A 25,871-nucleotide genomic window follows, 5' to 3' on the forward strand; every position below is an offset into this window, starting at 1 on the left:
CTCTCCTTATGCCGCGATGGCATTCATAATTGCCGGAACGGAAAGCGCATCCAGCGGGATCTCTGCCACCTGCTTGCGATCGCGCATAATAATGACGCGATCGGCGTACCCCACCAGCTCCTCCAGCTCGGACGAGATGACCAGCAGCGCCAGTCCGTCGGCACACAGGGTTTCGATCAGGCGAATGATCTCCGCGTGCGCCCCCACGTCGATGCCACGCGTGGGCTCATCGAGGATCAGGAATTGCGGTTTGGTGAGAAGCCAGCGGGAGAGCAACACTTTTTGCTGATTACCGCCGGAGAGGAATTCAATGGGCTGCTCGGCGCTGGGGGTGCGGATCCCTAGCTGGCGGATAAAGCGCTCGGCAATGGCGTTCTGCTCTTTACGCGGGATCGGGCGCAGCCAGCCACGCTGGGCCTGGAGCGCCAGAATGATATTTTCCCGTACCGAGGCAGCGGCAATAATGCCGTCGGTTTTACGATCTTCCGGGCAGAAGCCAATCCCCAGACAGGAGGCGTGATGGGGAGATCGCAAGGTCTGCGGCTTGCCCTTGATCAGGGCCGTACCGCTATCGGCAGGCTTAATGCCAAAAATCACTTCAGCGGTTTCGGTGCGCCCGGAGCCTAACAGCCCCGCCAGGCCGACGATCTCACCGGGACGAACCTCCAGATCGAACGGCGCAATGGTCCCTTTTTTGCCGTAATCCTTAAACGCCGCCACGGGTTTATCGCTTAACAGCGTGCGGCCCGCGCGTTGCAACGCATGGGTGTCGAGTTCGCGCCCCAGCATCATTTTCACCAGCTCGATCTGCGGCAGTTCGCGGGTTTCGCGGCAACCGACAAAGCTTCCGTTACGCAGCACGGTAATGCGGTCGCTCACCGCATACACCTGATCGAGGAAGTGGGTGACGAAAATCAGGCTCACCCCCTGATCGCGCAGCTGGCGCATCAGGGTGAAGAGCATTTCGACCTCCTGGGTATCGAGGCTGGCGGTGGGCTCGTCGAGGATCAGTACCTTCGCCGAGAGGTCGATAGCACGGCAGATGGCGACGATTTGCTGCATCGCCACGGAAAAGCGGTTGAGCGGCTCGCGCACGTCGAGCGAGAAGCCATAAGATTCCATCAGACGGGTGGCGCGCGCCTCCATCTCTTTGCGGCGTAGCAGGCCAAAGCGTCTGGGTTCCCGACCAATAAACAGATTATCGGCCACCGACATGTTCGGCAGCAGATTCACCTCCTGGTAGACCGTGCCAATCCCCAGCTGCTGGGCATGGGCCGTATTTTTCGGGGAGATGGCGTTCCCTTCCAGCCAGATGGTGCCCCGATCGGCGTGATAGACCCCGGTCAGCGCTTTGATGAGGGTCGATTTGCCGGCGCCGTTTTCACCCAGCAGCGCCATGATCTCCCCGCGACGCAGACTAAAGTCGACCCCATCCAGCGCTTTGACGCCGGGGAAGTATTTACAGAGCCCCTCAGTGCGAAGGATTTCCTGATGTTGGTCAGTTGTCATAGTGTTCTCTCACCCTCTCCCCAACGGGGGAGAGGAAAGTAAAGACTCAGTAGCCCATATTTTTCTTTTTCTCTAACTCTTCTTTTGCAGTATCAGGCAGATAGAGAGTGGACTTGGTGATGGTGACTTTCTCTGGCAGGGTGCCGTCTTTCTTGAATTTTTCCAGCGCGTCGAATGCCGGGCCCGCCATGTTCGGCGTCAGCTCGACGCTGGCATTGGCTTCGCCGTCAATCATCGCTTTATAGATATCCGGTACGCCGTCGATGGAGCCGGTGAGGATATCTTTACCTGGCTTCAGACCCGCCTCTTTGATGGCCTGAATGGCCCCGATCACCATGTCATCGTTATGGGCGTAAACCATGCAGATGTTCTTGCCGTTGTTTTCCGCTTTGATAAAGCTCTCCATGACCTCTTTACCTTTACTGCGGGTAAAGTCGCCGGACTGGGAGCGGATGATTTTAATGTTTGGCGCTTTGGCGATGGCCTCGGCGAAGCCCTTCTTACGATCGATGGCGACGCTGGCACCCACGGTCCCCTGCAGCTCCACTACGTTACAGGGCTTGCCGTTGACCTCTTTGATCAGCCATTCGCCTATTAATTGTCCTTCCAGAACGTTGTTGGCGGTGACGGTGGTCATATAGAGAGATTTGTCTTTGACATCCACTGATCGGTCGAGCAAGAAGACCGGAATTTCAGCGTCTTTTGCCTCTTTCAAAACCGGTTCCCAGCCGGTCGCCACCACCGGCGCGATGAAGATGGCGTCAACGCCCTGCGCAATAAACGAACGCACAGCTTTGATCTGGTTTTCCTGCTTTTGCTGGCCGTCGGCAACCTTCAGCGTAATGCCGCGTTTCTCCGCCTCGCTTTTGGCGACGCTGGTCTCAGCGGCGCGCCAGCCGGACTCAGAGCCGACCTGCGAGAATCCTACGGTTAAAGGGGCGGCCATTGCCATAGACGACATGGCTGCCGAAACTGCTGTGACGAGAAGTAAGCGCTTCCACATAAGAACGTCCTCGTAGGGTAGTTTATTGTTGGGTAAAAGGTGTTCTGCGAACAAACTATAGCCAATGGCAGGTGTTACAGATTGCGTTACATCACACTTCGGAAAAGTGAATAAAACGTTAATCACAAGTTTGTAATCGCTTTCATCGAACCATTAAAAATGCGGCTGAGTTTATGGACATTCCTGTCATGAGAAGAGGCTGAAAAGGGCCCTGAGCAGGCAGAAGAGACAAAAACAGGAAAAGACATTCAGCGTGAGTTGGCTATAATACTCGCCACTTGTTTGCCAATCATTTTATAGGACACAGACATGAGCTTACTCAACGTCCCTGCGGGTAAAGAACTGCCAGAAGACATCTATGTAGTTATCGAAATCCCGGCTAACGCCGATCCGATCAAATACGAAATCGACAAAGACACCGGCGCACTGTTTGTTGACCGTTTCATGTCTACCGCGATGTTCTATCCGTGCAACTACGGCTACATCAATAACACCCTGTCTCTGGATGGTGACCCGGTTGACGTTCTGGTCCCTACGCCGTACCCACTGCAGCCAGGCTCAGTGATTCGCTGCCGTCCGGTTGGCGTGCTGAAAATGACTGACGAAGCGGGCGAAGATGCGAAGCTGGTTGCCGTACCGCACACCAAACTGAGCAAAGAGTACGATCACATTAAAGATGTGAACGACCTGCCAGAGCTGCTGAAAGCGCAGATCTCCCACTTCTTCGAGCACTACAAAGATCTCGAGAAAGGCAAATGGGTTAAAGTTGACGGCTGGGACAACGCAGAAGCGGCGAAAGCTGAGATCGTTGCCTCCTTCGAGCGCGCAGCGAAGAAGTAATGTTTTCCTGATTATAAGACCCCGATACGTCGGGGTTTTTTTTTGCCTGTATACCTGAGCCTCGCCTCTGCCTCCCGCCAAAGTGAAATGCCACGAAATTGTCACAAAGCACTTTTCCCTATCAGTATTAATTAGATAGCGCTTTCCCCCTGCCCTAATGCCGGGTTACTGCCATAAAGTCTGCCTGATGTGGGTCGATATCTTCGGGACATGATCGCGATCGCTTTATTACCTACAGGGAATCCCCGCTACAGATGAAACTCAACACACTCACCATCGGCCAACGACTGGGGCTGCTGGCCTCGCTGCTCCTGCTTGCGACGTTATTTATCGGTTTGCGTGGGCTGGCGATAAACAGCAACAGCCTGACGCAGAATGAACAGATTATGACGATGGAACAGACCATTACCGAGAGCATTGATACCGCGCGTAATGCGCAGGTGCAGTTCAAGATCCAGGTTCAGGAGTGGAAGAACACCCTGCTGCGCGGGGCTCAGGGGCAGGAGGCGTTCGATAAATATAAAGCGGCCTTTATTCGCGAGAGCCAGAACACCCAGGCGCTCTTAACGCACCTGAGCGAACTGCTGCCGAAAATCGGGATGGATAACCAGCAGGTGCTGGCGACACGGGCGATCCACGCCGGGCTGCAGCAGCAGTATCTGTCGGCGCTGAACGCCTATCGGGTGGGTGATGTGACCAGCGCACAGGAGGTGGATAAACAGGTGACCGGCATTGACCGCGAGCCGACAAAAAGGATCGACGAGGTGGTTGCCCAAACGCTGGCCCACGCAAAAGCGCTCCACCAGCACACCATTGCCCAGAACCAGGCGCGCTTTCATGAGACGCGCTGGATGCTCCTGCTGGCCATGGCGTTGACGCTCGCGGCAGGACTGCTGGTAACCTGGTGGCTGATTCGCAGTATTACCCGCCCGCTGGCACAGGCAGTGAGCATTGCCCGCACCGTGGCGGCCGGCGATTTGCAGTCACGCTTTACCATTGCCGGTCGCGATGAGACCGCCGAACTGATGCGCGCACTGCAGGAGATGAACGTCAATCTGACGCGCATTGTCTCTGGGGTGCGTAGCGGCACCGAGACCATTGCCACCGCCTCGGCACAAATTGCCAGCGGTAGCCATGAGCTCTCTTCGCGAAATGAAGCCCAGGCCAGCGCGCTGGAACAGACAGCCGCCTCGATGGAGGAGTTGACGTCGGTGGTGAAGAGCAACGCAGAGAATTCGCAGACTGCCAGCGATCTCGCCCGTAGCGCCCATCAGGTAGCCCGGCAGGGTGAGCAAGCGGTGGAACGCGCGGTACAGACCATGAACGAGATTCATAATTTCTCCAGCGAAATCAATACCATTATTAGCATGATCGACAGTATCGCCTTCCAGACCAATATTCTGGCGCTGAACGCCGCCGTCGAAGCCGCCCGTGCCGGTAGCGAAGGGCGAGGCTTTGCGGTGGTGGCGGCCGAAGTGCGCGCCCTGGCGCAACGCTCCGCGGCTGCGGCGAAAGAGATTCGGGTGTTGATCGACCGCTCGGTCAGTCGCATCGACGAAGGGAACGGCCAGGTGAAAGAGGCCGGCGCGGCAATGGCAGATATCCTGCACAGCGTGAGTAAAGTGAGCGAGCTGATCGAGGCGATTTCTCATGCCAGCCATGAACAGAGCACCGGGATCGACCAGGTCAACGTGGCAGTCACCCATATGGACACCGCCACGCAGCAGAATGCGACGCTCTCGCAGGAGTCCTCAGCCGCGGCCAGGGCCATGCACCGCCAGGCGGAGCAGCTGTTGGACACGGTGCAGATCTTTAAGCTGCGCCAGGAAGGGAATTAAAAAAACAACGCCACCCGAGGGTGGCATTTACCTGAGTCAGTCGATGATGGCCTGCAGACGCAGCAGGGCATCCTCTACGACCTCGTCCGTTGCGATGGCGATCTTTTTCGCCTGCCGGGCATGGAGATCCATCATCCGGAGCTGATTAACCAGCACGGCCCCCTGAACATCCCCCTCTTCACAGCTTACAGGCACAGCAAACCCGGCGTAGCGGACATAACTACCGCCCTGCGTAATGGGGGCCACCAGCACCATACCGGTCTGATTAAACGTACTGAGCGAGAGCACCAGCGCTGGCCGACCAGCGCCTTGCTGTTCATGGCCGTTTGCAGGAGAAAAGTTGACCAGCACGATATCGCCCCGATCGTACGTCTGCGCCCTCACCATACTTCATTGCCCATCGGCCCTGCATTGCCCCACAGTTCATCTTCCGTGGCGGGCGCCGCGTTCGGATCGCACTGCGCCAGCAGTTCTTCAAGGGTGTAACGCTTACTGAGAGGTTTAAGTACCACCTGATTATCAACGACCTGAGCTTCCATACTCTGTCCCACCTGCATGTTAAGTTCTTTCATGATGGCGCCGGGAATGATGACCCCAGCGCTATTTCCCCATTTCTTAATCGTAATACGCATAACCCCTCCAGATTATACAAAGTATAACTCCAGAGAAGATATTATCCGTTTTACGCGAGGTTTTTTGTGCGCGCCAGCAGAAAAAGTGTCTTGTTCAACATTCGGGAAAGCGTTACGCAAGAATTTGCAATGAGGTGAGCCGTTTCCCGGCCAATCGCGAGTGCCATCGCAAAAAACAACGCCACCCGAGGGTGGCGTTGTTCATTTCAATCTTCAAGCGGGGTCAGTACTGGTCTCTGTCTAACCAATTGCCGCTTTCAATCAGCGTTAAGCCTTCGACCGGACGTTGGTACACGTACATCCATGCACTCCCGTATGGCGTCTGGATTAACTGGCGTGCATATTCACCGCCCCTGGTGCGCAAGGCATCAAGTTCGGCTAGCGTGGCATTATCAATGCGGTAGACCTCACCTTGTACCGTTCCGTTTCCCGGAACCGCGCCTGGATAGTGGCCCAGACTGTACAACTGGTAGTTCTCGACATTGTAATTACCCAGCAACTGGGCGTTGGTCATCCAGTGGCTGTTGCCTTGCTTGGTTCGTAAACTGCCGTAGACAAATATTCGCATTGCTAAAACTCAAACTGATAGAGCAGATCGAGTGCCTGGTCTACGCCAGACACCGCTTCCAGATATAGCTTAGGCATCAGGCGATAGCGTAACGTGAGAGTCGCTAAGGAGTCAAAGATCCCCACACCGTATTTTACCTGCAGACCCGGCAGAACATAGCCGCTGACCACCACCTGCGAGGAGTCACCGACCCCCTGGGTGTCCAGCGCCAGATTGCTTACGCCAAACGTCTCGCCGATTTTACCCACAACCTGCCCACTTTGTGCAACCCCCAGGCCAACTAACATTGAGGTCATAGCAGCACTGTCGCTCTGGTTGCTGTCCAGCCCCTGGCCGCGCAGCAGGTAAGAGAGCGCTTCCTGTTGCGACATCGCCGGGTCAGAGAAGATCTCCGCTTTCGGTTCGTCGGCGGTGCCGGTTACCCGCACCCCGGCAATCACGTCGTTTTCTGTCGACTCCGGATTACGGATCGCTTCAATATTCAGCAGCGGCTGGTCCGGCGGACCAGAGAAGAGCAGCTCGCCTTTACGCACAAGCAGATCCTGGCCGTAGGCATGGAAGCGCCCTTCCGGAATATTGATCTGCCCGTTAAGCCCCAGCCCCTGCTTATCCTGAGCTACCTTCAGGTCGCCGGTAAGGCGGGCCTTCAGGCCAAAGGCGTCCAGACGCACGTTGTTGCCGACGTGGACTATCAGGTTGCTGTTAATCGGAATGCCCGCGCTCTGCGCCTCTTTGGGCTGCAGATTGTTATCAAGCATCACCTCGTCGCTGGAGACGCCCACCGCGCTCTCTGGCAGGTCGTGCACCACGATTCGCGCCCAGGGCACATCTACGCGGCCATCGAGGGTGAAGAGGCTCGGCGTCGCTTCAAATACCACGTCCGGCGAGACATCCAGCCGCACCATTGGCGGCACCGTGATACGCACCTTGCTGCCCTTCGCGGCCACCCGCGCGCGCCAGTTATCAAGCTGGCTCCAGTCTGCATCGCCGCTCAGGTTGATCTGCCCCTGCTGCGTGCGCACGACCCCGGCAAGCGTCGAACTCATGCCATTGAATTTCATCGCGAGCTGGCTTGGCTGCATATCAAACGGCATAAAGTTACCGTCGATGTCCACGCCGTTCAGCTGCATCTGGCCAAACAGCTGCGGGCTCTGCGCATTCCCCGCCAGGCGCAGGTTGGCATTCAGCATCCCCGCCGCCTTTTCGCCGCGTGAGAAGATGGTGTTGACCATCGCCAGGTTGAGGTTGCGAATATTGACGTTGCCGCCCAGATTACGCTGCCCCTGTGGATCGCTTATCTGCACCTGACCATCGAGCTGGCCGTTGTTGACCAGACGAATTAACCACTCCAGCTGGGCGCGGTTGTTGTGCAGATCGGCACGCAGGTTGAGCGTACTGAAGTCCAGCGGCAGCGGTGCACCATTGACCTCCTGCGACACCTTCACGTTTCGTCCGGCAAGCGTCACGCTGCCCTGCGGCAGGCCCGGTTTGGTGGTATCCCACGCCACATCCGCTTTACCGCTGAATACGCCGCTCGCCTGCGTCGTCTCGGGCATAAAGGGTTTCAGCATCGCCAGGTCGAAGCGGTTCAGATTCACGACCGCGCGACCTTCGGCGCCGGCATCGACGGTCTGAGGGAGACACAGCTCGGCGTTCGGGTTGGTCCAGCAGTGCGGGCCAATGCTGATTTTTTGTTCCGCGTTGCGGTAATCCAGCGCGACAGAACGGGAGAGCGCCACCGGCCCCACCGGGGTGGTGAAGCGGGTGTTATCCAGCGTGCCTTTCCAGCGCTGCCCCTGACGGTCAAAGCTGCCGGTCAGATGCAGCTGGCCGGCAACCGGCTCACCCTGCACCCGTAGCTGGAGATCGTGCTGCTTCTCGCTGCCTTTGGCCTCCAGGGTCACCAGACTCAGATTGACGCTCGGCTGAGCAATGCGCTCAACGCGCAGGTTCAGGTTACCGGCAATCTGATCGGTGGATTTTACGTCGCCCTCTACGCGCACGCGGGCCACGGAGAGTTCTTGCCAGCGCAGGTTATTGGCAGTGATATCCGCCAGCAGCTGCGGCGCCTCTACCGTACCGCGCACTTTCACCAGTCCTTTGGCCGTACCGCCTAGCCCTGGCAGGGCATTATCCAGATTGGGCGCATCAATAGTGGCGTCGAGGTTGAGGTCTTTTACCCCTAGCTCGCCTTTGATATCCGCGTTATTACGTCCCAGCGCCACGTGCAGCCCCGGGATAGTCCACTGGAGATAGCTGTTGCCCTTCAGGGAACCATCAACGTTGAGCTTGTTCTGTTTCACGTTGCCGGCCAGCTTGATCTCCGGCACGTCCATTTGCCAGGTCCCGCCGTACAGACTGCCGCGCGTTTTGATCAGCCCGTCGAGCTTCGATGGCCACTCCGGGAACTCTTTTGCCGTGTTAATACCTGCCAGCTTCAGCTCACCGCGCCAGCTGATAGCCTGCTGCCAGTCGAGGAGTGCCGTCAGTTCGGTTTTGCCTTCCAGCGCTGCCACGGTGAGCTTATCGAGATTAACCTGCTGCTCATTGCCCTTTGCATCAAGGGTGATGGTCGCGGGCGGTAAACCTTCGCCCTTCACCGCCGTGCGGAACGACAGGGTGTAATCGGTCATTTTGCCGCTGAGCTTCAGCTTCAGATCATCGGCCTGGTACTGCTTCTCACCGGTGAATGGCCAGTAGAGTTGCTCGCTTACCAGCTCCAGATTGAGCGGCAGGCCGGCTTCGGCAAGGCGGGTCTGGCCGCGCAGCACCATATCCACCGGGCCAGAGAGATTAACGCCAAATTCCAGCTGGTCGCGCAGGGCACCGCCTACCTTCAGCTTCACCTTCTCGCCTTTGAGCGGATCGATATTGAGGGCACTATTAAGGGTGATATTTACCGGCCAGTTATCACGCAGCAGCGCATTACCGGTCGCATTTACGCTCCCCTGGTTGGTGTCGATATCCAGCGCATCGAGCTTCATGTTGCCGTCAATGCTGCTGACTTTAAGCAGCATGTTAAAGACGGTCAGGTCGGTGTCACCGGTCAGGCGCAGCTGCTCGCCCTTAAATTCTTCGATGTTAAGATTGAGCGGCAGATGAACGTCGGTCATCTCCGGCAGAACCGGTTTTGAGAAGAGATCCTTCAGCGTCTCGCCAAGCGGTTTTTCCTCCGGCTGCGGCTTCTGAATTTTTGGATCGACAATCTCTTCCTGCGCCACGTCGGCCACTTTTGGCAGGGCAATCAAGAGCCCCTGTAACGAGGTTGGGGTCAGGGTCAGGTTTTTCTCCTGCCAGCGCAGGCCGGACGTGAAGTCCATCACCGAGGCCGTGGTATCGTCGATTTTGACGTTAACGTTGTTCAACGCCACCCGATAAAGGGCGATTTCATACGGCGTAGAGAGGTTCAGCGGGCCGCTGTCCTCCTCTTCTGGCGGCGCCGATTTCGGCATTTTGCTCGAATCAATCGCCACGTTGACGTCTTTAAGCGAGAGGTCATTGACGCAAAGTTTGCTGTCGCGCAAACAGCCCAGCTTCACCGCAAGGTGAAAATCGCCCGCATTTACCGCCACGCCCGGCTGGGTATAACGCACGTTCCTCAAATGCAGATCGCGCCAGCCGCCGGTCACCTGGCCAATTTCCAGCCCCGGTACCCAGCGGTTCGCCGCCTTAAACAGTACATGCAGGCCGCTGGTGGTGCCCACCAGGAAGGCCACCGTCCCCAGCAGCAGCAGAATAAAAATCAGTACGCCGAGGCTTATCTTCTTCCATAAACTCATAATTCTGGCCCCAGACCGATATAAAACTGCAGATCGTGGTTGTCTTTGTCACCTATCGGCACGGCAAAGTCGAGCTTGATCGGCCCCACCGGCGATTCCCATCGCACGCCAACCCCGGCGCCGGTTTTAAAATCGCTACGGCGAATGTCACTCACCGCTTCGCCGCTGTCGATGAAGGTCGCCCCCCACCACTTACCTGTCACGTTATATTGATACTCCAGCGAGCCGGTGGCCAGCTTCGAGGCCCCGATCAGCTTGCCTTCGTTATCTTCCGGCGCGATGGATTTGTATTTATAGCCGCGAATACTGCGGTCACCACCGGCGAAGAAACGCAGGTCGGGTGGCACCTTGTCGAAATCGCCGGTTTCGATCCAGCCCAGATTACCGCGGACCACAAAGCGGTGGCGATCGTAGAGGGTGCGAATCCAGGCGTTCTGGGCCTGCACGACCACAAAGTCCACGTCCGAGCCCCAGGCGCTATTGGAGTAATCCACCGAGTAACGCTGAGAATCCCCCCACGTCGGCATCAGGCCGCCGCGGGAGCGTGTACGGCTAATCATGACCCCCGGGTAGAGCAGCATCGTGGTGTTAGTCACGTTCGCCTGGGTAAAGTGATCGAGGCTCCAGCGCAGGTTAATCGCCCGCTGCCAGCCGCTGGAGAGATCCCAGTAGCGCGATATGGCAAGGGTAGTGGAGTCTGCCTCGGTGTCGTTCAGATCGGTACGCTTGAACCCGCCCTGCAGCAGGTAATATTGCTCCAGCGGGTTTTTCAGCAGCGGCATTTTATAGCTGAAATCGAGCTGCTGCTCCGGGGCCGAGATGCTGGCGCTGGTGGTCAGGCTGTGGCCGTAGGAGTTCATCCACGGTTTTTTCCAGGTCGCTTTAACGCGCGGCCCGACGTCCGTGGAGTAACCTACCCCGGTTTCAATGGTGTTTTCGGTGCGGGGTGAGACCACGCCGTGCAGCGGTAATACCTTGCTCTGACGAGCTTTGTCGAACTCGGGTGCCACCACTACTGAGTTAAACCAGCCGGTAGCGGAAAGACGCCGGTTCAGTTCGGCCAAATCTTTTGACTCATAAAAATCCCCCTCTTTAAAGGGGATTAAGTTTTGCAGGTATTCGTCGCGGATTTGCGACCCTTCAAAAGTGACATCGCCAAAACGGTAGCGTTGGCCGCTGTCGTAGTCGATATCCCAGAAAGCCTGATGCCGGTCCAGGGCGATGCCTAACTGGCTCTTATTAAACTGGCTGTCGAAGTAACCTTTGCGCAAGGCGACACGGGTGAGATCTTTTTTGAAACCTTCGTAGTCGGAATGGTTCAGTACCGTGCCGATAGCCGGACGATCGTGCAATAACTTAATGTAATCCTGATCGTCACGCGCTCCACCGCGCAGCACCACGTCGGTGCCGCCAATTTTTACCGGCTCGCCCGGCGAGACGCGGGCAATCAGCACCTGGCGCCCTTTAGCCGGCGGCGGGCGAAGATCAAATTCGATGGTGGGTTCGTAATAACCCAACGCTTTTAACCCTTCGCGGATGGCATCGTCCACGCGTGCGCGAAAGCGCCTGTCTGGCGTGACTTCATCACTTTCGATGGTCGAAAGCTGCGCTCGCACGTTTTTTTGCAGCGCACCGGTTAACCCTTCAACCTGCAAACGGACATTCGCCGCGCTGGCGACTCCGCTTGTCAGCAATAAACTGACCAAACATAACTGGCGGATCTTTGGCACGTTTTCTCCTGAATATCCTTGTTTCCACCCTGGAAGCATTTGAAGTGCCGCTCCGCGGCGTATCACGGCATAGAGCCCAAAACCCGTGTAGTGGGTTGAAAAATGGCTGAGCACCCTAATATTTCTTATGTTTAAATCTAGACTCATTCAGCGTAATTATTGTGTTCAATTAAACGCGTCGTGACAACCTTAACCCCAATACCTTTACCCCGGAGGCCACACCGTGAGTATATTTGATAAAAAGCACCTTGTTGCTCAGGCGGATGCATTACCGGGACGTAACACCCCAATGCCTGTCGCCACCCTGCACGCCGTTAACGGCCACTCCATGACTAACGTCCCGGACGGCATGGAGATCGCGATCTTCGCCATGGGCTGCTTCTGGGGCGTTGAGCGCCTCTTCTGGCAGTTGCCCGGCGTCTACAGTACCGCAGCGGGCTACAGCGGCGGCTATACCCCTAATCCGACCTACCGCGAAGTCTGCTCCGGCCAGACCGGGCACGCTGAAGCGGTGCGCGTAGTGTACGATCCTGCAGTGATCAGCTACGAACAACTGCTGCAGGTTTTCTGGGAGAACCACGATCCCGCTCAGGGCATGCGCCAGGGTAATGACCACGGTACGCAGTACCGCTCAGCGATCTACCCGCTGACTCCGGAGCAGGATGCCGCGGCACGTGACAGCCTGGCACGCTTCCAGCAAGCGATGATCGATGCCCATGATACCCGTCATGTCACTACCGAAATCGCGACGGCCACGCCGTTCTACTACGCGGAAGATGACCATCAGCAGTATCTGCACAAAAATCCGTACGGCTACTGCGGTATCGGCGGTATTGGTGTCTGCCTGCCTCCTCAGCTGGCCTAACCGTTCTGCCTTGACCCGACTTTGCCTGCCTGCTGCAAGGTCGGGTCAAAAAGTGATCTCTGGCGGGTTTACAGTGCTTTACGCTATACTAGCCGCTGAAACAACCGGCCTACCGCTTCGGACCGGTTTTCACTATCTCTTCAAACGAAACTTAACTTCCCTTCCGAGGATCTGGCGAAAAGCCGGATAAGATATGTTAAACAGTATTTTAGTAATACTTTGTCTGATTGCCGTGAGTGCATTTTTCTCAGTTTCAGAAATTTCACTGGCCGCATCCCGTAAAATCAAACTTAAACTGCTTGCCGATGACGGTAACATCAATGCACATCGCGTTTTAAAAATGCAGGAAAACCCCGGTATGTTCTTTACCGTGGTGCAAATTGGCCTTAACGCGGTAGCGATTCTGGGCGGTATCGTCGGTGACGCAGCCTTCTCCCCAGTCTTTTACACTCTCTTCTCAAAGTACTTCTCGCCTGAACTCTCAGAGCAGTTGAGCTTTATTCTCTCGTTCTCGCTGGTGACGGGTCTGTTCATTCTCTTCGCTGACCTGACACCGAAACGCATCGGTATGATTGCGCCTGAAGCCGTGGCTTTGCGTATCATCAACCCGATGCGCTTCTGTCTGTATGTGTTCCGTCCGCTGGTGTGGTTCTTTAACGGCCTGGCGAATATGATTTTCCGCATCTTTAAACTGCCGATGGTGCGCAAAGACGACATCACCTCCGACGATATTTACGCGGTGGTCGAAGCGGGTGCGCTGGCTGGCGTGTTGCGTAAACAGGAGCACGAGCTGATTGAGAACGTGTTCGAACTGGAATCCCGTACCGTGCCGTCCTCTATGACCGGACGTGAAAGCGTGATTTGGTTCGATCTGCATGAAGACGAGCAGAGCCTGAAACAAAAAGTAGCGGAACATCCGCACTCTAAGTTCCTGGTCTGTAATGAAGATATCGACCACATCATCGGCTACGTGGACTCTAAAGACCTGCTGAACCGCGTACTGGCGAACCAGAGCCTGGCGCTGAACAGTGGCGTGCAGATCCGTAATACGCTGATCGTTCCCGATACCCTGACCCTTTCTGAAGCGCTGGAAAGTTTCAAAACCGCGGGCGAAGACTTCGCGGTCATCATGAACGAATATGCGCTGGTGGTGGGGATTATCACGCTGAACGACGTGATGACCACGCTGATGGGCGACCTGGTGGGCCAGGGGCTGGAAGAGCAGATTGTTCAGCGTGACGAGAACTCATGGCTGATCGATGGCGGCACGCCGATTGAAGATGTAATGCGTGTTCTGGACATTGATGAGTTCCCGCAGTCAGGTAACTACGAGACCATCGGCGGCTTTATGATGTTTATGCTGCGTAAGATCCCGAAACGTACCGACTCGGTGAAGTTCTCAGGCTTTAAATTCGAAGTGGTGGATATCGACAACTACCGTATCGATCAGCTGCTGGTCACCCGCATCGATAACAAACCGACCGTGCTGGTACCGAAGCTGCCGGATGCACAAGAGAAAGTGTCGGAATAACGCTGTCCCAGAAACATCAACGGCTCCCATCGGGAGCCGTTTCTTTATTACTGCATAGCACGTTGGTTAAGCCATCTCAGTCTGCAGACGCATAACCTGACGGTTGACTTCGGACATCACAGAATAGTGCTGTTTGTCCTTCACTTTTGGGATAAGGATCTTGCCCTTATCGAACTCAAAAGCGCCAACATCCTTGATATACAACCGTCCACGGAACAGGATTTTTACGTATTTCGCTACCTGAAGCGGATTGTAGCGTTGGAAAATTTTCATTTTAATATCTCCTGCGAATCATACGCCCTTGCGGTGCCACATTCAGCCCGACTTTCCAGAGCGCAAATTTTGATGCCCAATGACTATAGACCAGAAAATCAGTGATACCCAGTGTGCATAAGTTTATTTACCTTTTGATGACAGTTATTCAGAATTTTCTTTGCAAAGCTTACCTACAGGCAGTATAAGCCGTCGTTTTTGTCCAGTTATGTGCGTTCCACCGCAATCTGGCACCGGGATTGCGGGTAAACAGAGACGATCGCACATATCATTAAAAACGTATGACCAAGTGGTCGGATCACCTGCAATTTATAAAAAAGGAAAAACCATGACCCTACGTAACGTTCTGGCAGTCGCCTGCCTGATGCTTCCGCTGATGGCCAGTGCACATAATTTTGAAAAGGGGCAACGTGTGCCGCCGGTGGGCGTTGCCGACCGGGGAGAATTGATCCTCGACAATAATAAGTTTAGCTATAAAAGCTGGAATAGCGCGCAGCTCGCAGGAAAAGTGAGAGTTGTCATGCATATTGCCGGTCGCACCTCCGCAAAAGAGAAAAATGCCACACTTATTGAAGCGATCAAGACCGCAAATTTGCCACATGACCGCTATCAAACGACCACCATTGTCAACACCGATGATGCCATTCCCGGCTCCGGCATGTTTGTGCGCAGCAGCCTGGAGAGCAATAAAAAGCTCTACCCCTGGTCACAGTTCATCGTGGACAGCAACGGCGTGGTACGCGGAGCGTGGCAGTTAGAGGAGGAGGGCTCGGCGGTTGTGGTGCTGGATAAAGCGGGACGCATCCAGTGGGCAAAAGACGGAGGCTTAAGCCAGGATGAGGTGCAGCAGGTCACTGCCCTGCTGCACAAGTTGCTCGATCAATAGAGCGACACCCGGAACCCCGGGTTAAGGAACGATTCACGCGGGGTATAGTCGAGAGGCTTACCCTGCCAGTCGTGAACATGCGCGCCGGCGGCGGCGGCCACCGCATGGCCTGCGGCAGTATCCCAGATGTTGGTTGGCCCGAAGCGGGGATAGAGCTGTGCCTGCCCTTCTGCCACCAGACAGAACTTCAGCGACGAGCCAATGGACGTGGTCTGATGCTCACCCAGCTGTTGCAAGTACTCCTGCAGTTCGTTGTCGCTGTGCGAACGGCTGATCACCACCAGCGGCGGCCTGGCATCCCGCACCTGAATCTGCTTGCGCACGCCGCACTCTTCTTTCCACGCCTTGCCTTCAGCCGCGCTGTACATCACCTTCAGCACCGGCGCATATACCACGCCGAGCACCGCTTTACCCTTTTCAATCAGGGCGATATTGACGGTGAACTCACCATTACGCTTGATGAACTCTTTCGTCCCATCCAGTGGATCCACCAGCCAGTAGCGTTGCCAGTGCTGGCGTTCATCCCAGCTTTGCGGTGCCTCTTCAGAGAGTACCGGGATTTCCGGCGTCAGCGCCTGCAGGCCTTTTAGAATCACGCTATGCGCCGCAATATCCGCCGCCGTCACCGGCGAGTCATCCACTTTGTTCACGACATCGAGCGGCACCTTGCCATCATAGACCTGCATGATGGCATCCCCCGCCTCCCGTGCGAGCTGACAAATTTTATCTAACATTCTCCACCTCTTTGTTATCACAGTGGGTATAACTCTTTGTTTTATTTATATCGTATTGTGAATAAATCCGCTATCTGTGAAGCAATTCCGGTTTCGCGGTCCTTTTTTCTGGCAGGATTCACAATTCTGTAAGCAAAAAAATATACATACATATTCTTTTGTGGCCTGGATCGAAAAAAAGGACCCCTCAATGATTAAGTTTAGTGCAACGCTCCTGGCGACGCTGATTGCCGCGAGTGTACAGGCAGCGACGGTAGATCTACGTATTCTGGAAACCACCGATCTGCACAGTAACATGATGGACTTCGATTACTACAAAGATGCCCCGACAGAGAAATTTGGCCTGGTACGTACCGCAAGCCTGATCAACGCCGCCCGTGGCGAAGTGAAAAATAGCGTACTGGTCGACAACGGAGACTTAATTCAGGGTAGTCCGCTCGGTGATTACATGGCGGCAAAAGGGCTGAAAAAAGGGGATATTCACCCGGTCTATAAGGCCCTGAACACCCTTGATTACGCCGTGGGCAACCTCGGGAATCATGAGTTCAACTACGGGCTGGACTACCTGCATATGGCCCTCGCTGGCGCCAAATTCCCGTACGTTAATGCCAATATCATCGACGTTAAGACCCAAAAGCCGCTGTTTACCCCCTACCTGATTAAAGAGACTGAGGTGGTCGATCAGGATGGCAAAAAGCAGACCCTGAAGATTGGCTATATCGGTTTTGTCCCGCCGCAGATCATGACCTGGGATAAAGCCAACCTGAGCGGCAAAGTTACGGTGAATGACATCACCGAAACCGCGCGCAAATATGTGCCGGAGATGCGCGAAAAAGGCGCCGACCTGGTGGTGGTAGTCGCCCACTCCGGGCTGTCAGCCGACCCGTACCAGGCGATGGCAGAGAACTCGGTTTACTACCTGAGCGAAGTGCCGGGCGTCGACACCATCCTGTTTGGTCACGCGCACGCGGTCTTCCCGGGGAAAGATTTCGCCAGTATTAAAGGGGCGGACATCGCCAAAGGGACGTTGAACGGCATTCCGGCCGTCATGCCGGGGATGTGGGGCGATCACCTGGGGGTGGTGGATTTGGTGCTGAATAACGACAGCGGTAAATGGCAGGTCACCACCTCGAAAGCGGAAGCGCGCCCCATCTACGATGCCGCCGCGAAAAAGGCGCTGGTAGGCGAAGATAAGGATCTGGTGCAGGTACTGAAGCACGATCACGACGCGACCCGCGAGTTCGTTAGCAAGCCGGTGGGGAAATCCTCCGACAATATGTACAGCTTCCTGGCACTGGTGCAGGACGACCCCACCGTGCAGGTGGTGAACATGGCGCAAAAAGCTTATACCGAGCGCTTTATTCAGGGCGACCCGGACCTCGCGAAGCTGCCGGTGCTCTCTGCCGCCGCACCGTTTAAAGTGGGCGGGCGTAAAAACGACCCGGCCAGCTACGTTGAGGTGGAAAAAGGCCAGCTCACCTTCCGCAATGCCGCCGATCTCTATCTCTATCCCAACACCCTTGTGGTGGTAAAAGCCACCGGCAAAGAGGTGAAGGAGTGGCTGGAGTGCTCTGCCGGGCAGTTTAACCAGATTGACCCGACCAGCACAAAACCGCAGTCTCTGATTAACTGGGACGGTTTCCGCACCTATAACTTCGACGTGATCGATGGGGTGGATTACCAGATTGATGTGACTCAGCCAGCGAAATATGACGGCGAATGCCAGACCATTAACCCGCAGGCAGAGCGTATTACGCATCTGACCTTTAACGGCAAGCCAATCGATCCCAATGCCACTTTCCTGGTCGCCACCAATAACTATCGTGCCTACGGCGGGAAATTTGCCGGAACGGGCGATAGCCATATCGCCTTTGCTTCACCCGATGAGAACCGCTCGGTACTGGCGGCGTGGATTGGCGAACAGTCGAAGCAGTCGGGTGCAATCCATCCGGCCGCCGACAACAACTGGCGCCTGGCTCCGATTCACAGCGATGTGAAGCTGGATATTCGCTTTGAAACCTCACCGTCGGAGAAAGCGGCGGCATTCATCAAAGAGAAAGCCCAGTATCCGATGCATAAAGTCGGCAATGATGAGATCGGCTTTGCCCTCTATCAGCTGGATTTAGGTAAGTAATGCCCTGTCCCGGCAGCGTTATGCTGCCGGGGTTCAGGCTGCGCGCCCTTCCCGGTTGCCGATCACCTCTGGGGTATGCAGCTCAATCCAGTCGGCCAGTGCGGCCACCTTCTCACTCACCTCACTCCCCAGCGGGGTCAGGCTGTACTCCACATGCGGAGGCACCACCGGAAATGACACCCTATTGAGAAAGCCGTCCTGCTCCAGCGCCTGCAGTGACTGCGAGAGCATCTTTTCGCTGACGCCCCCCATTTTGCGTCGTAGATCGCTAAAACGGTGGGTCCCTTCACGCAGCGCCACCAGAATCAGAACACCCCAGCGGCTGGTAACGTGCTTAAGCACCTCTCGCGACGGACACTGTTCGGCAAACAGATTGCCATCACGCATTTGCTCGGTGAGCGTTTGTTGACCCATTTAATACTTACCTTTTTGTACGTACTTACTAAAAGTTAGCGTTGGTGCTAGTGTGCCATAACACTCTCCTGAAACGAAGGATCTTCATCATGATCGCAATTACCGGTGCTACCGGCCAGCTTGGCCATCATGTTATCGAGCAGCTGTTGAAAACCGTTCCAGCCAGTCAAATTGTGGCGATTGTGCGTAATCCGGCGAAAGCCGGGGCCCTGAGCCAGCAAGGCCTTGACGTGCGTCAGGCAGATTACGCCGACCAGGCGGCGTTCACCTCCGCGCTGCAGGGCGTAGAAAAGCTGCTGCTGATCTCCTCCAGCGAAGTGGGCCAGCGCGCACCACAACACCAGAACGTCATTAACGCCGCCAAAGCGGCGGGCGTAAAATTTATTGCTTATACCAGTCTGCTACATGCTGACACCTCCCCACTGGGCCTGCACGTTGAGCACGTCGCCACCGAAAAAGCGCTGGCCGAATCGGGTATTCCGTTCACCCTGCTGCGTAACGGCTGGTATACCGAAAACTATCTTGCCAGCGCGCCGCCTGCCCTGGAGCATGGCGTGTTTATTGGCTCAGCGGGGGATGGCAAAATCGCCTCTGCCACCCGTGCAGATTACGCAGCGGCCGCAGCCAAAGTGATCGCCGAAGAGGGCCATGCCGGAAAAGTCTACGAACTGGCGGGTGATAACGCCTGGACCCTGAGCGAACTGGCGGCCGAACTGAGCAAACAGAGCGGGAAGAGCGTGAAGTACCAGAATCTTAGCGAAGCCGATTTTTCTGCCGCGCTGAAGAGCGTGGGTCTTCCGGCCGGGCTGGCGGAGATGCTGGCAGACTCTGACACGGGCGCTTCAAAAGGGGGCCTATTTGACGACAGCCATACCCTGAGTGCGCTGATTGGCCGCCCGACCACGCCGCTGGCGGAGAGCGTCAAAGCGATTCTGTAATTGTTAAAGACAGGTTATTTTTTGTAGCATCCCCACGGGTCATCTCTGATAATGAAAGAATGACCCGTGAGGAGTGTGGCTGTGCAAGGCGTACCTGAACAGTTTATTGATGAGAGAGACAGCGCCCGCTTTCGCCATCTGGCGCAGCTACCCGGCGTGGAGCTTTACCATGCCCATATCTCCCGCTATGCCTTTGAACCCCATACCCATGAAGCCTTTGGTATCGGCACTATCGAAACCGGTGCCGAGCGCTTTCGTTATCGCGGCTCCCACTACCTCGCCCCTGAGAAATCTGTCGTCACCATGAACCCGGATGAGATCCATACCGGCGAGTCCGCGACCGATGGCGGCTGGCGTTACCGTATGGTTTATCTTGAACCCGACCTGCTGGAAGAGGTAACCGGCGTGCGTCACTGGTGGTTTAGCGATGTCACCCGTTACGATCCGCTACGCTCCCGGCAAATCGGCCAGCTTATCTACGCCCTGTGGCATACCGACGATCCGCTGGCTCAGAAAGGGTTGCTGCTGGATTTGATTGAGACTTTCCAGCCGCTGGCACGCCATGCACCGCAGATTCAGGAGGGGGCGCACCGATTTGAGCGAGTGCGTGACTATCTGCACGACAACTATATGCACGCCCTGACCCTGGACGAACTGGCGCAGGTGGTGGCGCTCAGCCCGTATCATTTCCAGCGCCAGTTTAAGGCCCATTTTCACGTCACCCCGCACCAGATGCTGATGGCTATTCGCCTGTGGCGCGCCAAGGCTTTTCTTACCCACGGCATGCCCGCCGCCGAAGTGGCCGCCGCCACCGGTTTAACCGATCAATCGCACCTGACCCGGGCCTTTACCCGCCGTTATGGCATCACCCCGGTTCGCTATCAGAAGCAGGTGGCGAGGCGTTAATGCGCAACCTCGTACAATACTCTCCGCGCCTCCCTTTCTACACTTACCGCAGGTTTCTAAGATGTGGATAACAAAATGATTAGCGGTGTGTTGTATGCCCTGCTTGCAGGCTTGATGTGGGGGCTGATTTTTGTCGGCCCGTTAATCGTACCCGAATACCCGGCGATGCTGCAGTCGATGGGGCGTTACCTGGCGCTGGGGTTAATCGCCCTACCGCTCGCCTGGCTGGGACGCGCCCGCCTGCGCCAACTTACCCGCCGGGACTGGCTCACCGCCCTCGCTCTCACCATGATGGGCAACCTGATCTATTACCTCTGCCTGGCAAGCGCCATTCAGCGCACCGGGGCACCGGTCTCGACCATGATCATTGGCACCTTGCCGGTGGTGATCCCGGTCTTCGCCAATCTTCTATATAGCCAGCGCGATGGCAAACTGGCATGGTCGAAAATGGTCCCGGCGCTGATCTGTATTGCGCTGGGGCTGGTGTGTGTCAACGTCGCCGAGCTGGGACATGGTCTGGTAAACGCCAGCGGTTGGCGTTACGTCTCTGGCATTATCCTGGCGTTTTTGTCGGTAGTCTGTTGGGCGTGGTATGCCCTGCGCAATGCCCGCTGGCTGCGGGAGAACCCGGATAAACATCCGATGATGTGGGCCACCGCGCAGGCGCTGGTGACGCTACCGGTCTCATTGCTGGGCTATATCGCGGCTTGCCTGTGGCTGAATGTCGAACTGCCGGCGTTTGACCTGCCGTTTGGACCCCGACCGGGGCTATTTGTGGGGCTGATGGTGGCGATTGCGGTGCTTTGTTCCTGGGTCGGTGCGCTGTGCTGGAACGTCGCCAGCCAGAAGTTGCCGACGGTGATCCTCGGCCCGTTAATCGTTTTTGAAACGCTGGCGGGGTTACTCTATACCTTCCTGATGCGCCAGAGTTTGCCGCCATTATTGACGCTGGGCGGGATCGCGCTGCTGGTGGTGGGCGTGGTGGTTGCGGTAAGCGCGAAACCGGAAAAACCAACGGTCGTTCCGGTTTCGCAAGGCTAATTAGCGATTAAAAGGTTTCCCAGTTCGCTTCAGAAACCGTAGCAACCGGTTTTGCCTTCGGCGTAGCGGCTTTGACGGCTGGGGTTTTCAGCGTCTGACCGCGGGCGATTTTAAATACCGCCACAGCTTCGTTCAGACGTGCGGCCTGTTCTTCCAGCGCGGCGGCGGCAGCGGCAGACTCCTCCACCAGCGAGGCGTTCTGCTGAGTTACGCGATCCATTTCAGCAACCGCCTGACCTACCTGGTCAATGCCACGGCTCTGCTCATCAGACGCCGAGGCGATTTCGCCCATAATGTCGGTGACGCGCGTCACGGCATTGACGATCTCCGCCATGGTCGTGCCGGCTTCATTGACTAACGCCGAGCCTGCGCTGACGCGCTCGCCAGAGTCATCGATCAGGGCTTTGATCTCTTTTGCTGCCTGAGCGCTACGGCTTGCCAGCGTACGCACTTCCCCGGCGACAACCGCAAAACCGCGACCCTGCTCACCCGCACGGGCGGCTTCTACCGCGGCGTTCAGAGCCAGGATATTGGTCTGGAACGCGATGCCGTCAATCACGTTGGTGATCTGCGCAATTTTGCTGGAGCTGGTGGCTATCTCATCCATGGTGCGCACCACGCCTTCCACCACGCTGCCGCCTTTTTTCGCGGTAGACGAGGCGTCCAGTGCCAGACGGGAAGCCTGACGTGCGTTGTCGGCGTTCTGCTTCACCGTTGCGGTCAGCTGTTCCATGCTGGCGGCGGTCTCTTCCAGAGAGGCAGCCTGCTGCTCAGTACGGGAAGAGAGATCGTTACTGCCCGCGGAGATTTCGCCCGCACCGGTATAGATGGTATCGGCACCTTCACGTACCACACCAACGGTGCGAGAGAGCGAGGTCTGCATCTCGTGTACATTGCGCGCCAGCACCGCCATCTCGTTTTTACCTGACGGATCGATAGACTGGGTCAAATCTCCCGCCGCAATGGCACGGATATGATCAATCACGTCCTGCAGCGGCAGCAACAGCACGCGGCGCATCGCAATCCAGCTGGAGATAATCGTCGCGATGACCAGCGCCATCATTGTAGAGAGGATCCACAGGATGCGCTTATAGTCGCTCTCGTTATCCTTAATTCCCTTGTCGGTAAGCGCGGCCTGCGCCTCACGCCATTCACGGTAGACTTTCTGCATCGCGGTTTGCTTCTGCTCCGCGTTTTGTTTGAACATCTCTTCCAGGTTGCCCTGCGCCAGCAGAACGTTCATCTGCGCCAGAGTCGCGGAGTAGATGCGGTACTGCTCTTCCAGCTGGCTGGACAGCTTGTCATCCAGACCCGGCGTTTCCGGCAACGCATAGTATTTGTCGTAATGGGCCTGGGCATCTGCCAGCAGATTTTTCGCTGTGCTGACCAGCTCATTCAGTTGCCCACCGTTGATCTGCGTCGCTACGCTGCTTTGCAGACGGAGCATGCCGCGGTTCAGCGTCACGCGAGCCTGGTTGAGGCTGATCCACGCGTCAGTAAACTCTGCCACGTTCTGGCTGGAGACCTGAGAAACCGTGAAGTTTTCTTTATCGTTGTTCAGGGCATTGATAAAAATGCCCGCAGAGATCAGCTGTATGATCCCGAGTGCCAGCAGCACTGAAATCAGCAGGGTAATGACTTTTATTCGTTTAAACATGCGTAGCCTTTATATTTGCAGGTATTGTCTGGGAGGGTATATCGGCAACCTCCGCCGCTTATTTACGCTCTCTACGCCTTTAAAAAGTTTCTAAACTGGTTTCCTGCATTCATTCAAGGAGTTAAAACCGGTATTTTTTTGTGATCTAACTCTCTTTTTTACCCCTTCCTCTAAAGGGTTATAGCCTGCAATAAAAGATGTATTTAAAATGCACCTTATATTCCTGATGACGAGGTAACTTCCATGGCCTTCCGCGACCAACCTTTAGGTGAGCTTGCGCTCTCTATCCCACGCGCCTCGGCGCTGTTCCGCAAATATGATATGGATTACTGCTGTGGCGGTAAGCAAACGCTGGCGCGTGCCGCCTCCCGTAAGGCGCTGGACGTGGAGGTTATCGAGAGCGAGCTGGCGGAACTGGCCGAGCAGCCTGTCGATAAAGACTGGCGCAGCGCCCCGCTGGCAGAGATCATCGACCATATCATCGTGCGGTATCATGACCGCCACCGTGAACAGCTGCCGGAGCTAATTCTGCAGGCGACCAAAGTAGAACGCGTGCATGCGGACAAAGCCTCTGTACCGCGCGGGCTGGCCAAATACCTGACCATGCTGCACCAGGAACTCTCCAGCCATATGATGAAAGAAGAGCAGATCCTCTTTCCGATGATTAAACAAGGGATGGGCAGCCAGGCGATGGGGCCAATCAGCGTGATGGAGAGCGAACACGATGAAGCCGGCGAGCTGCTGGAAGTGATCAAACACACCACCAATAACGTTACGCCGCCTGCTGATGCCTGTACAACCTGGCGCGCCATGTACAACGGTATTAACGAAATGATTGACGATCTGATGGAGCACATCAGTCTGGAAAACAACGTCTTGTTCCCGCGTGCCCTCGCAGGCGAATAAAAAAGGCGCCTGAGAGCGCCTTGATAGAGTGTTTAGTTTGGCCACCCGCAGGTGGCCTTTTTTTAACGCACGCCTGCCATGCGTTTCTTGCCGATGAAAATCCAGCCCAGCCCCAGAACAATGAACCAAAGCGGCGTAACAATCAGCGCCTGACGGGTATCATCTTCCAGCGTCAGCAATACCAGCACGAAGACAAAGAACGCCATACAGACCCAGCACATCAGTTTGCCCAGCGGCATCTTGTATTTGGAAGCGGCATGCAGCTCTGGACGCTGTTTGCGGTACACCAGGTACGAGCAGAGAATGATCGTCCAGACGAACATAAACAGAATCGCCGACACGGTGGTGATCATGGTGAAGGCGCCAATAACGCTTGGGTTCACATACAGCATGACCACGCCGCCCAGCAGGCAGATGCAGGAGAAGGTCAAGCCTTTCGCCGGCACAGCGCGTTTAGAGAGCTTAGCGAAGGCGCTCGGGGCCACCCCCTCCTGCGCCAGGCCGAACAGCATACGGCTGGTGGAGAAGACGCCGCTGTTCGCGGATGAGGCCGCAGAGGTCAGGACCACGAAGTTAATCAGGCTCGCCGCCGCCGGCAGACCCACCAGCACGAACAGTTCGACGAACGGGCTCTTGGTTGGCACCACTGAGCTCCACGGGGTGACCGACATAATCACGATCAGCGCGAATACGTAGAACATAATGATACGGATCGGAATAGAGTTGATCGCGCGCGGCAGGGATTTCTCCGGGTCTTTGGTCTCTGCGGCGGTGGTACCCACCAGCTCAATGCCCACAAAGGCAAAGACCGCTATCTGGAACCCTGCGAAGAAGCCGCTAATCCCTTTCGGGAACCAGCCGCCGTCATTCCACAGATGCGCGAAGGAGGCTTCAACGCCGGTTGGTGACTGGAAGTGCGTCAGCACCATCACCAGCCCGACCACGATCAGCGCCACGATGGCGACAATCTTGATCATCGCAAACCAGAACTCCATCTCACCGAACATCTTCACGGTCGCGAGGTTCAGCCCCAGCAGCAGAACAATTACCGCCAGCGAGGCGACCCAGTCCGACAGGCCGGGGAACCAGAACTGCGCATAGGCCGTGATGGCGACCACATCGGCCATGCCGGTAACAACCCAGCAGAACCAGTAAGTCCAGCCGGTAAAATAGCCCGCCCACGGCCCTAACAGGTCGGAAGCGAAGTCGCTAAAAGATTTGTACTCAAGGTTCGAGAGCAGCAATTCGCCCATCGCACGCATCACAAAAAACAGCATAAAACCGATGATCATATAGACAAAGATGATCGACGGCCCGGCAAGACTGATGGTTTTACCGGAGCCCATAAACAGCCCGGTACCAATAGCACCACCGATGGCAATAAGTTGTATATGACGATTTGTAAGATTTCGCCGAAGCGATTGTTCAGTCGATGCCTCTTCTGTAGCAATGACTTTTGCCTGATCTACCATGTAATTTTCCTGTATTGCCTGTCTGTGTTGTTTAGGCTCTTCTGGCCTTTTATTGCGTCAAAATGCGACGACCCCTTGTTAAGGACTCATCGATATTAGGTAAGATTCGGCGGGATGAATACTATGATTTAGATATTATGTTAATAATATGTTGAAAGTGAGTGTCATATCACTCATACAGCGCGAAACAGCTCACAAAAATACACTCAAAATTC

General features: G+C 55.9%; 22 protein-coding genes. 10 read left to right on the plus strand and 12 right to left on the minus strand.

Features of this window, described 5'->3' with window-relative positions; genetic code table 11:
• Positions 1–6 precede the first annotated feature (6 nt).
• On the minus strand, positions 7–1,509 hold the full coding sequence (gene ytfR / locus B3511_RS16555; protein WP_040077456.1) for a galactofuranose ABC transporter, ATP-binding protein YtfR: 1,503 nt from the start codon (positions 1,507–1,509) through the stop codon (positions 7–9).
• 46 nt (positions 1,510–1,555) lie between these two features.
• Positions 1,556–2,512 (minus strand): galactofuranose ABC transporter substrate-binding protein YtfQ, encoded by a 957-nt coding sequence (ytfQ, locus tag B3511_RS16560; protein ID WP_046886414.1) that lies wholly within the window; start codon positions 2,510–2,512, stop codon positions 1,556–1,558.
• Positions 2,513–2,821: 309 nt separating this feature from the next.
• On the opposite strand from ytfQ, the gene ppa reads away from it, so the two are divergent.
• Together ppa and B3511_RS16570 are read left to right on the plus strand one after the other, a co-directional pair.
• Positions 2,822–3,352 carry an inorganic diphosphatase gene (gene ppa / locus B3511_RS16565; protein ID WP_040077459.1) on the plus strand — a complete coding sequence of 177 codons (531 nt, stop codon included), beginning with the start codon at positions 2,822–2,824 and terminating at the stop codon, positions 3,350–3,352.
• Between the two features lie 254 nt (positions 3,353–3,606).
• On the plus strand, positions 3,607–5,190 hold the full coding sequence (locus B3511_RS16570; RefSeq protein ID WP_286783826.1) for a methyl-accepting chemotaxis protein: 1,584 nt from the start codon (positions 3,607–3,609) through the stop codon (positions 5,188–5,190).
• Positions 5,191–5,226: 36 nt separating this feature from the next.
• Here the strand turns inward: B3511_RS16570 and B3511_RS16575 are convergent, their stop codons facing one another.
• From B3511_RS16575 to tamA, 5 genes are all read right to left on the minus strand, one after another.
• Positions 5,227–5,577 (minus strand): type II toxin-antitoxin system ChpB family toxin, encoded by a 351-nt coding sequence (locus B3511_RS16575; protein ID WP_286783827.1) that lies wholly within the window; start codon positions 5,575–5,577, stop codon positions 5,227–5,229.
• Complete coding sequence (locus tag B3511_RS16580) at positions 5,571–5,822, minus strand: AbrB/MazE/SpoVT family DNA-binding domain-containing protein (protein ID WP_040077462.1); 252 nt, start codon at positions 5,820–5,822, stop codon at positions 5,571–5,573. The genes B3511_RS16575 and B3511_RS16580 overlap by 7 nt, the downstream gene beginning before the upstream one ends.
• A gap of 223 nt (positions 5,823–6,045) precedes the next feature.
• Positions 6,046–6,390: a gamma-glutamylcyclotransferase family protein gene (locus B3511_RS16585; protein ID WP_040077463.1), complete on the minus strand. Its 345-nt coding sequence runs from the start codon at positions 6,388–6,390 to the stop codon at positions 6,046–6,048.
• 2 nt (positions 6,391–6,392) lie between these two features.
• A complete protein-coding gene (gene tamB / locus B3511_RS16590; RefSeq protein WP_286783828.1) occupies positions 6,393–10,169 on the minus strand; it encodes an autotransporter assembly complex protein TamB in 3,777 nt (1,258 codons plus the stop codon).
• Positions 10,166–11,899, minus strand: coding sequence for an autotransporter assembly complex protein TamA (tamA, locus tag B3511_RS16595; protein ID WP_040077465.1), 1,734 nt, complete (start codon positions 11,897–11,899; stop codon positions 10,166–10,168). Before tamA ends, tamB begins: the two co-directional genes overlap by 4 nt.
• A gap of 223 nt (positions 11,900–12,122) precedes the next feature.
• Between tamA and msrA the strand changes: the two genes are divergently transcribed.
• Positions 12,123–12,764: a peptide-methionine (S)-S-oxide reductase MsrA gene (gene msrA, locus B3511_RS16600; protein ID WP_040077466.1), complete on the plus strand. Its 642-nt coding sequence runs from the start codon at positions 12,123–12,125 to the stop codon at positions 12,762–12,764.
• Between the two features lie 193 nt (positions 12,765–12,957).
• Complete coding sequence (locus B3511_RS16605; RefSeq protein WP_207292873.1) at positions 12,958–14,295, plus strand: hemolysin family protein; 1,338 nt, start codon at positions 12,958–12,960, stop codon at positions 14,293–14,295.
• A 66-nt stretch (positions 14,296–14,361) separates the two neighbouring features.
• Here the strand turns inward: B3511_RS16605 and B3511_RS16610 are convergent, their stop codons facing one another.
• Positions 14,362–14,568 carry a DUF1107 domain-containing protein gene (locus B3511_RS16610; RefSeq protein WP_012015808.1) on the minus strand — a complete coding sequence of 69 codons (207 nt, stop codon included), beginning with the start codon at positions 14,566–14,568 and terminating at the stop codon, positions 14,362–14,364.
• A 328-nt stretch (positions 14,569–14,896) separates the two neighbouring features.
• Here B3511_RS16610 and B3511_RS16615 point away from each other — a divergent pair, with 328 nt between their 5' ends.
• Positions 14,897–15,454, plus strand: coding sequence for a YtfJ family protein (locus B3511_RS16615; RefSeq protein WP_040077468.1), 558 nt, complete (start codon positions 14,897–14,899; stop codon positions 15,452–15,454).
• Here B3511_RS16615 and cysQ read toward each other — a convergent pair.
• Positions 15,448–16,188: a 3'(2'),5'-bisphosphate nucleotidase CysQ gene (cysQ, locus tag B3511_RS16620; RefSeq protein WP_286783829.1), complete on the minus strand. Its 741-nt coding sequence runs from the start codon at positions 16,186–16,188 to the stop codon at positions 15,448–15,450. The genes B3511_RS16615 and cysQ overlap by 7 nt on opposite strands.
• Positions 16,189–16,378: 190 nt before the next feature.
• On the opposite strand from cysQ, the gene B3511_RS16625 reads away from it, so the two are divergent.
• Positions 16,379–18,322, plus strand: a complete 1,944-nt coding sequence (locus B3511_RS16625; RefSeq protein WP_046886405.1) for a bifunctional 2',3'-cyclic-nucleotide 2'-phosphodiesterase/3'-nucleotidase — start codon at positions 16,379–16,381, stop codon at positions 18,320–18,322.
• A 33-nt stretch (positions 18,323–18,355) separates the two neighbouring features.
• Here B3511_RS16625 and B3511_RS16630 read toward each other — a convergent pair whose 3' ends face one another.
• A complete protein-coding gene (locus B3511_RS16630) occupies positions 18,356–18,736 on the minus strand; it encodes a winged helix-turn-helix transcriptional regulator (RefSeq protein WP_212478340.1) in 381 nt (126 codons plus the stop codon).
• A gap of 89 nt (positions 18,737–18,825) precedes the next feature.
• Between B3511_RS16630 and B3511_RS16635 the strand changes: the two genes are divergently transcribed.
• The 3 genes from B3511_RS16635 to B3511_RS16645 all read left to right on the plus strand — a co-directional run bounded on the left by B3511_RS16635 (position 18,826) and on the right by B3511_RS16645 (position 21,621).
• A complete protein-coding gene (locus tag B3511_RS16635) occupies positions 18,826–19,674 on the plus strand; it encodes an SDR family oxidoreductase (RefSeq protein ID WP_233803582.1) in 849 nt (282 codons plus the stop codon).
• A gap of 81 nt (positions 19,675–19,755) precedes the next feature.
• The gene (locus B3511_RS16640; protein WP_212478342.1) at positions 19,756–20,580 is read left to right on the plus strand and encodes an AraC family transcriptional regulator; all 825 of its coding nucleotides are present in this window, start codon (positions 19,756–19,758) and stop codon (positions 20,578–20,580) included.
• A 75-nt stretch (positions 20,581–20,655) separates the two neighbouring features.
• Positions 20,656–21,621, plus strand: coding sequence for a DMT family transporter (locus B3511_RS16645; protein WP_046886402.1), 966 nt, complete (start codon positions 20,656–20,658; stop codon positions 21,619–21,621).
• A gap of 7 nt (positions 21,622–21,628) precedes the next feature.
• Here B3511_RS16645 and B3511_RS16650 read toward each other — a convergent pair whose 3' ends face one another.
• The gene (locus B3511_RS16650; RefSeq protein WP_212478343.1) at positions 21,629–23,278 is read right to left on the minus strand and encodes a methyl-accepting chemotaxis protein; all 1,650 of its coding nucleotides are present in this window, start codon (positions 23,276–23,278) and stop codon (positions 21,629–21,631) included.
• Between the two features lie 243 nt (positions 23,279–23,521).
• Between B3511_RS16650 and ytfE the strand changes: the two genes are divergently transcribed.
• Positions 23,522–24,184 (plus strand): iron-sulfur cluster repair protein YtfE, encoded by a 663-nt coding sequence (ytfE, locus tag B3511_RS16655; protein WP_046886400.1) that lies wholly within the window; start codon positions 23,522–23,524, stop codon positions 24,182–24,184.
• A 62-nt stretch (positions 24,185–24,246) separates the two neighbouring features.
• Here ytfE and cycA read toward each other — a convergent pair whose 3' ends face one another.
• Positions 24,247–25,656 (minus strand): D-serine/D-alanine/glycine transporter, encoded by a 1,410-nt coding sequence (cycA, locus tag B3511_RS16660; protein WP_040077479.1) that lies wholly within the window; start codon positions 25,654–25,656, stop codon positions 24,247–24,249.
• Between the last annotated feature and the right edge of the window lie 215 nt (positions 25,657–25,871).

This window comes from Leclercia sp. UBA1284 (assembly GCF_002308415.1).
Lineage (GTDB): Bacteria > Pseudomonadota > Gammaproteobacteria > Enterobacterales > Enterobacteriaceae > Enterobacter > Enterobacter pneumoniae.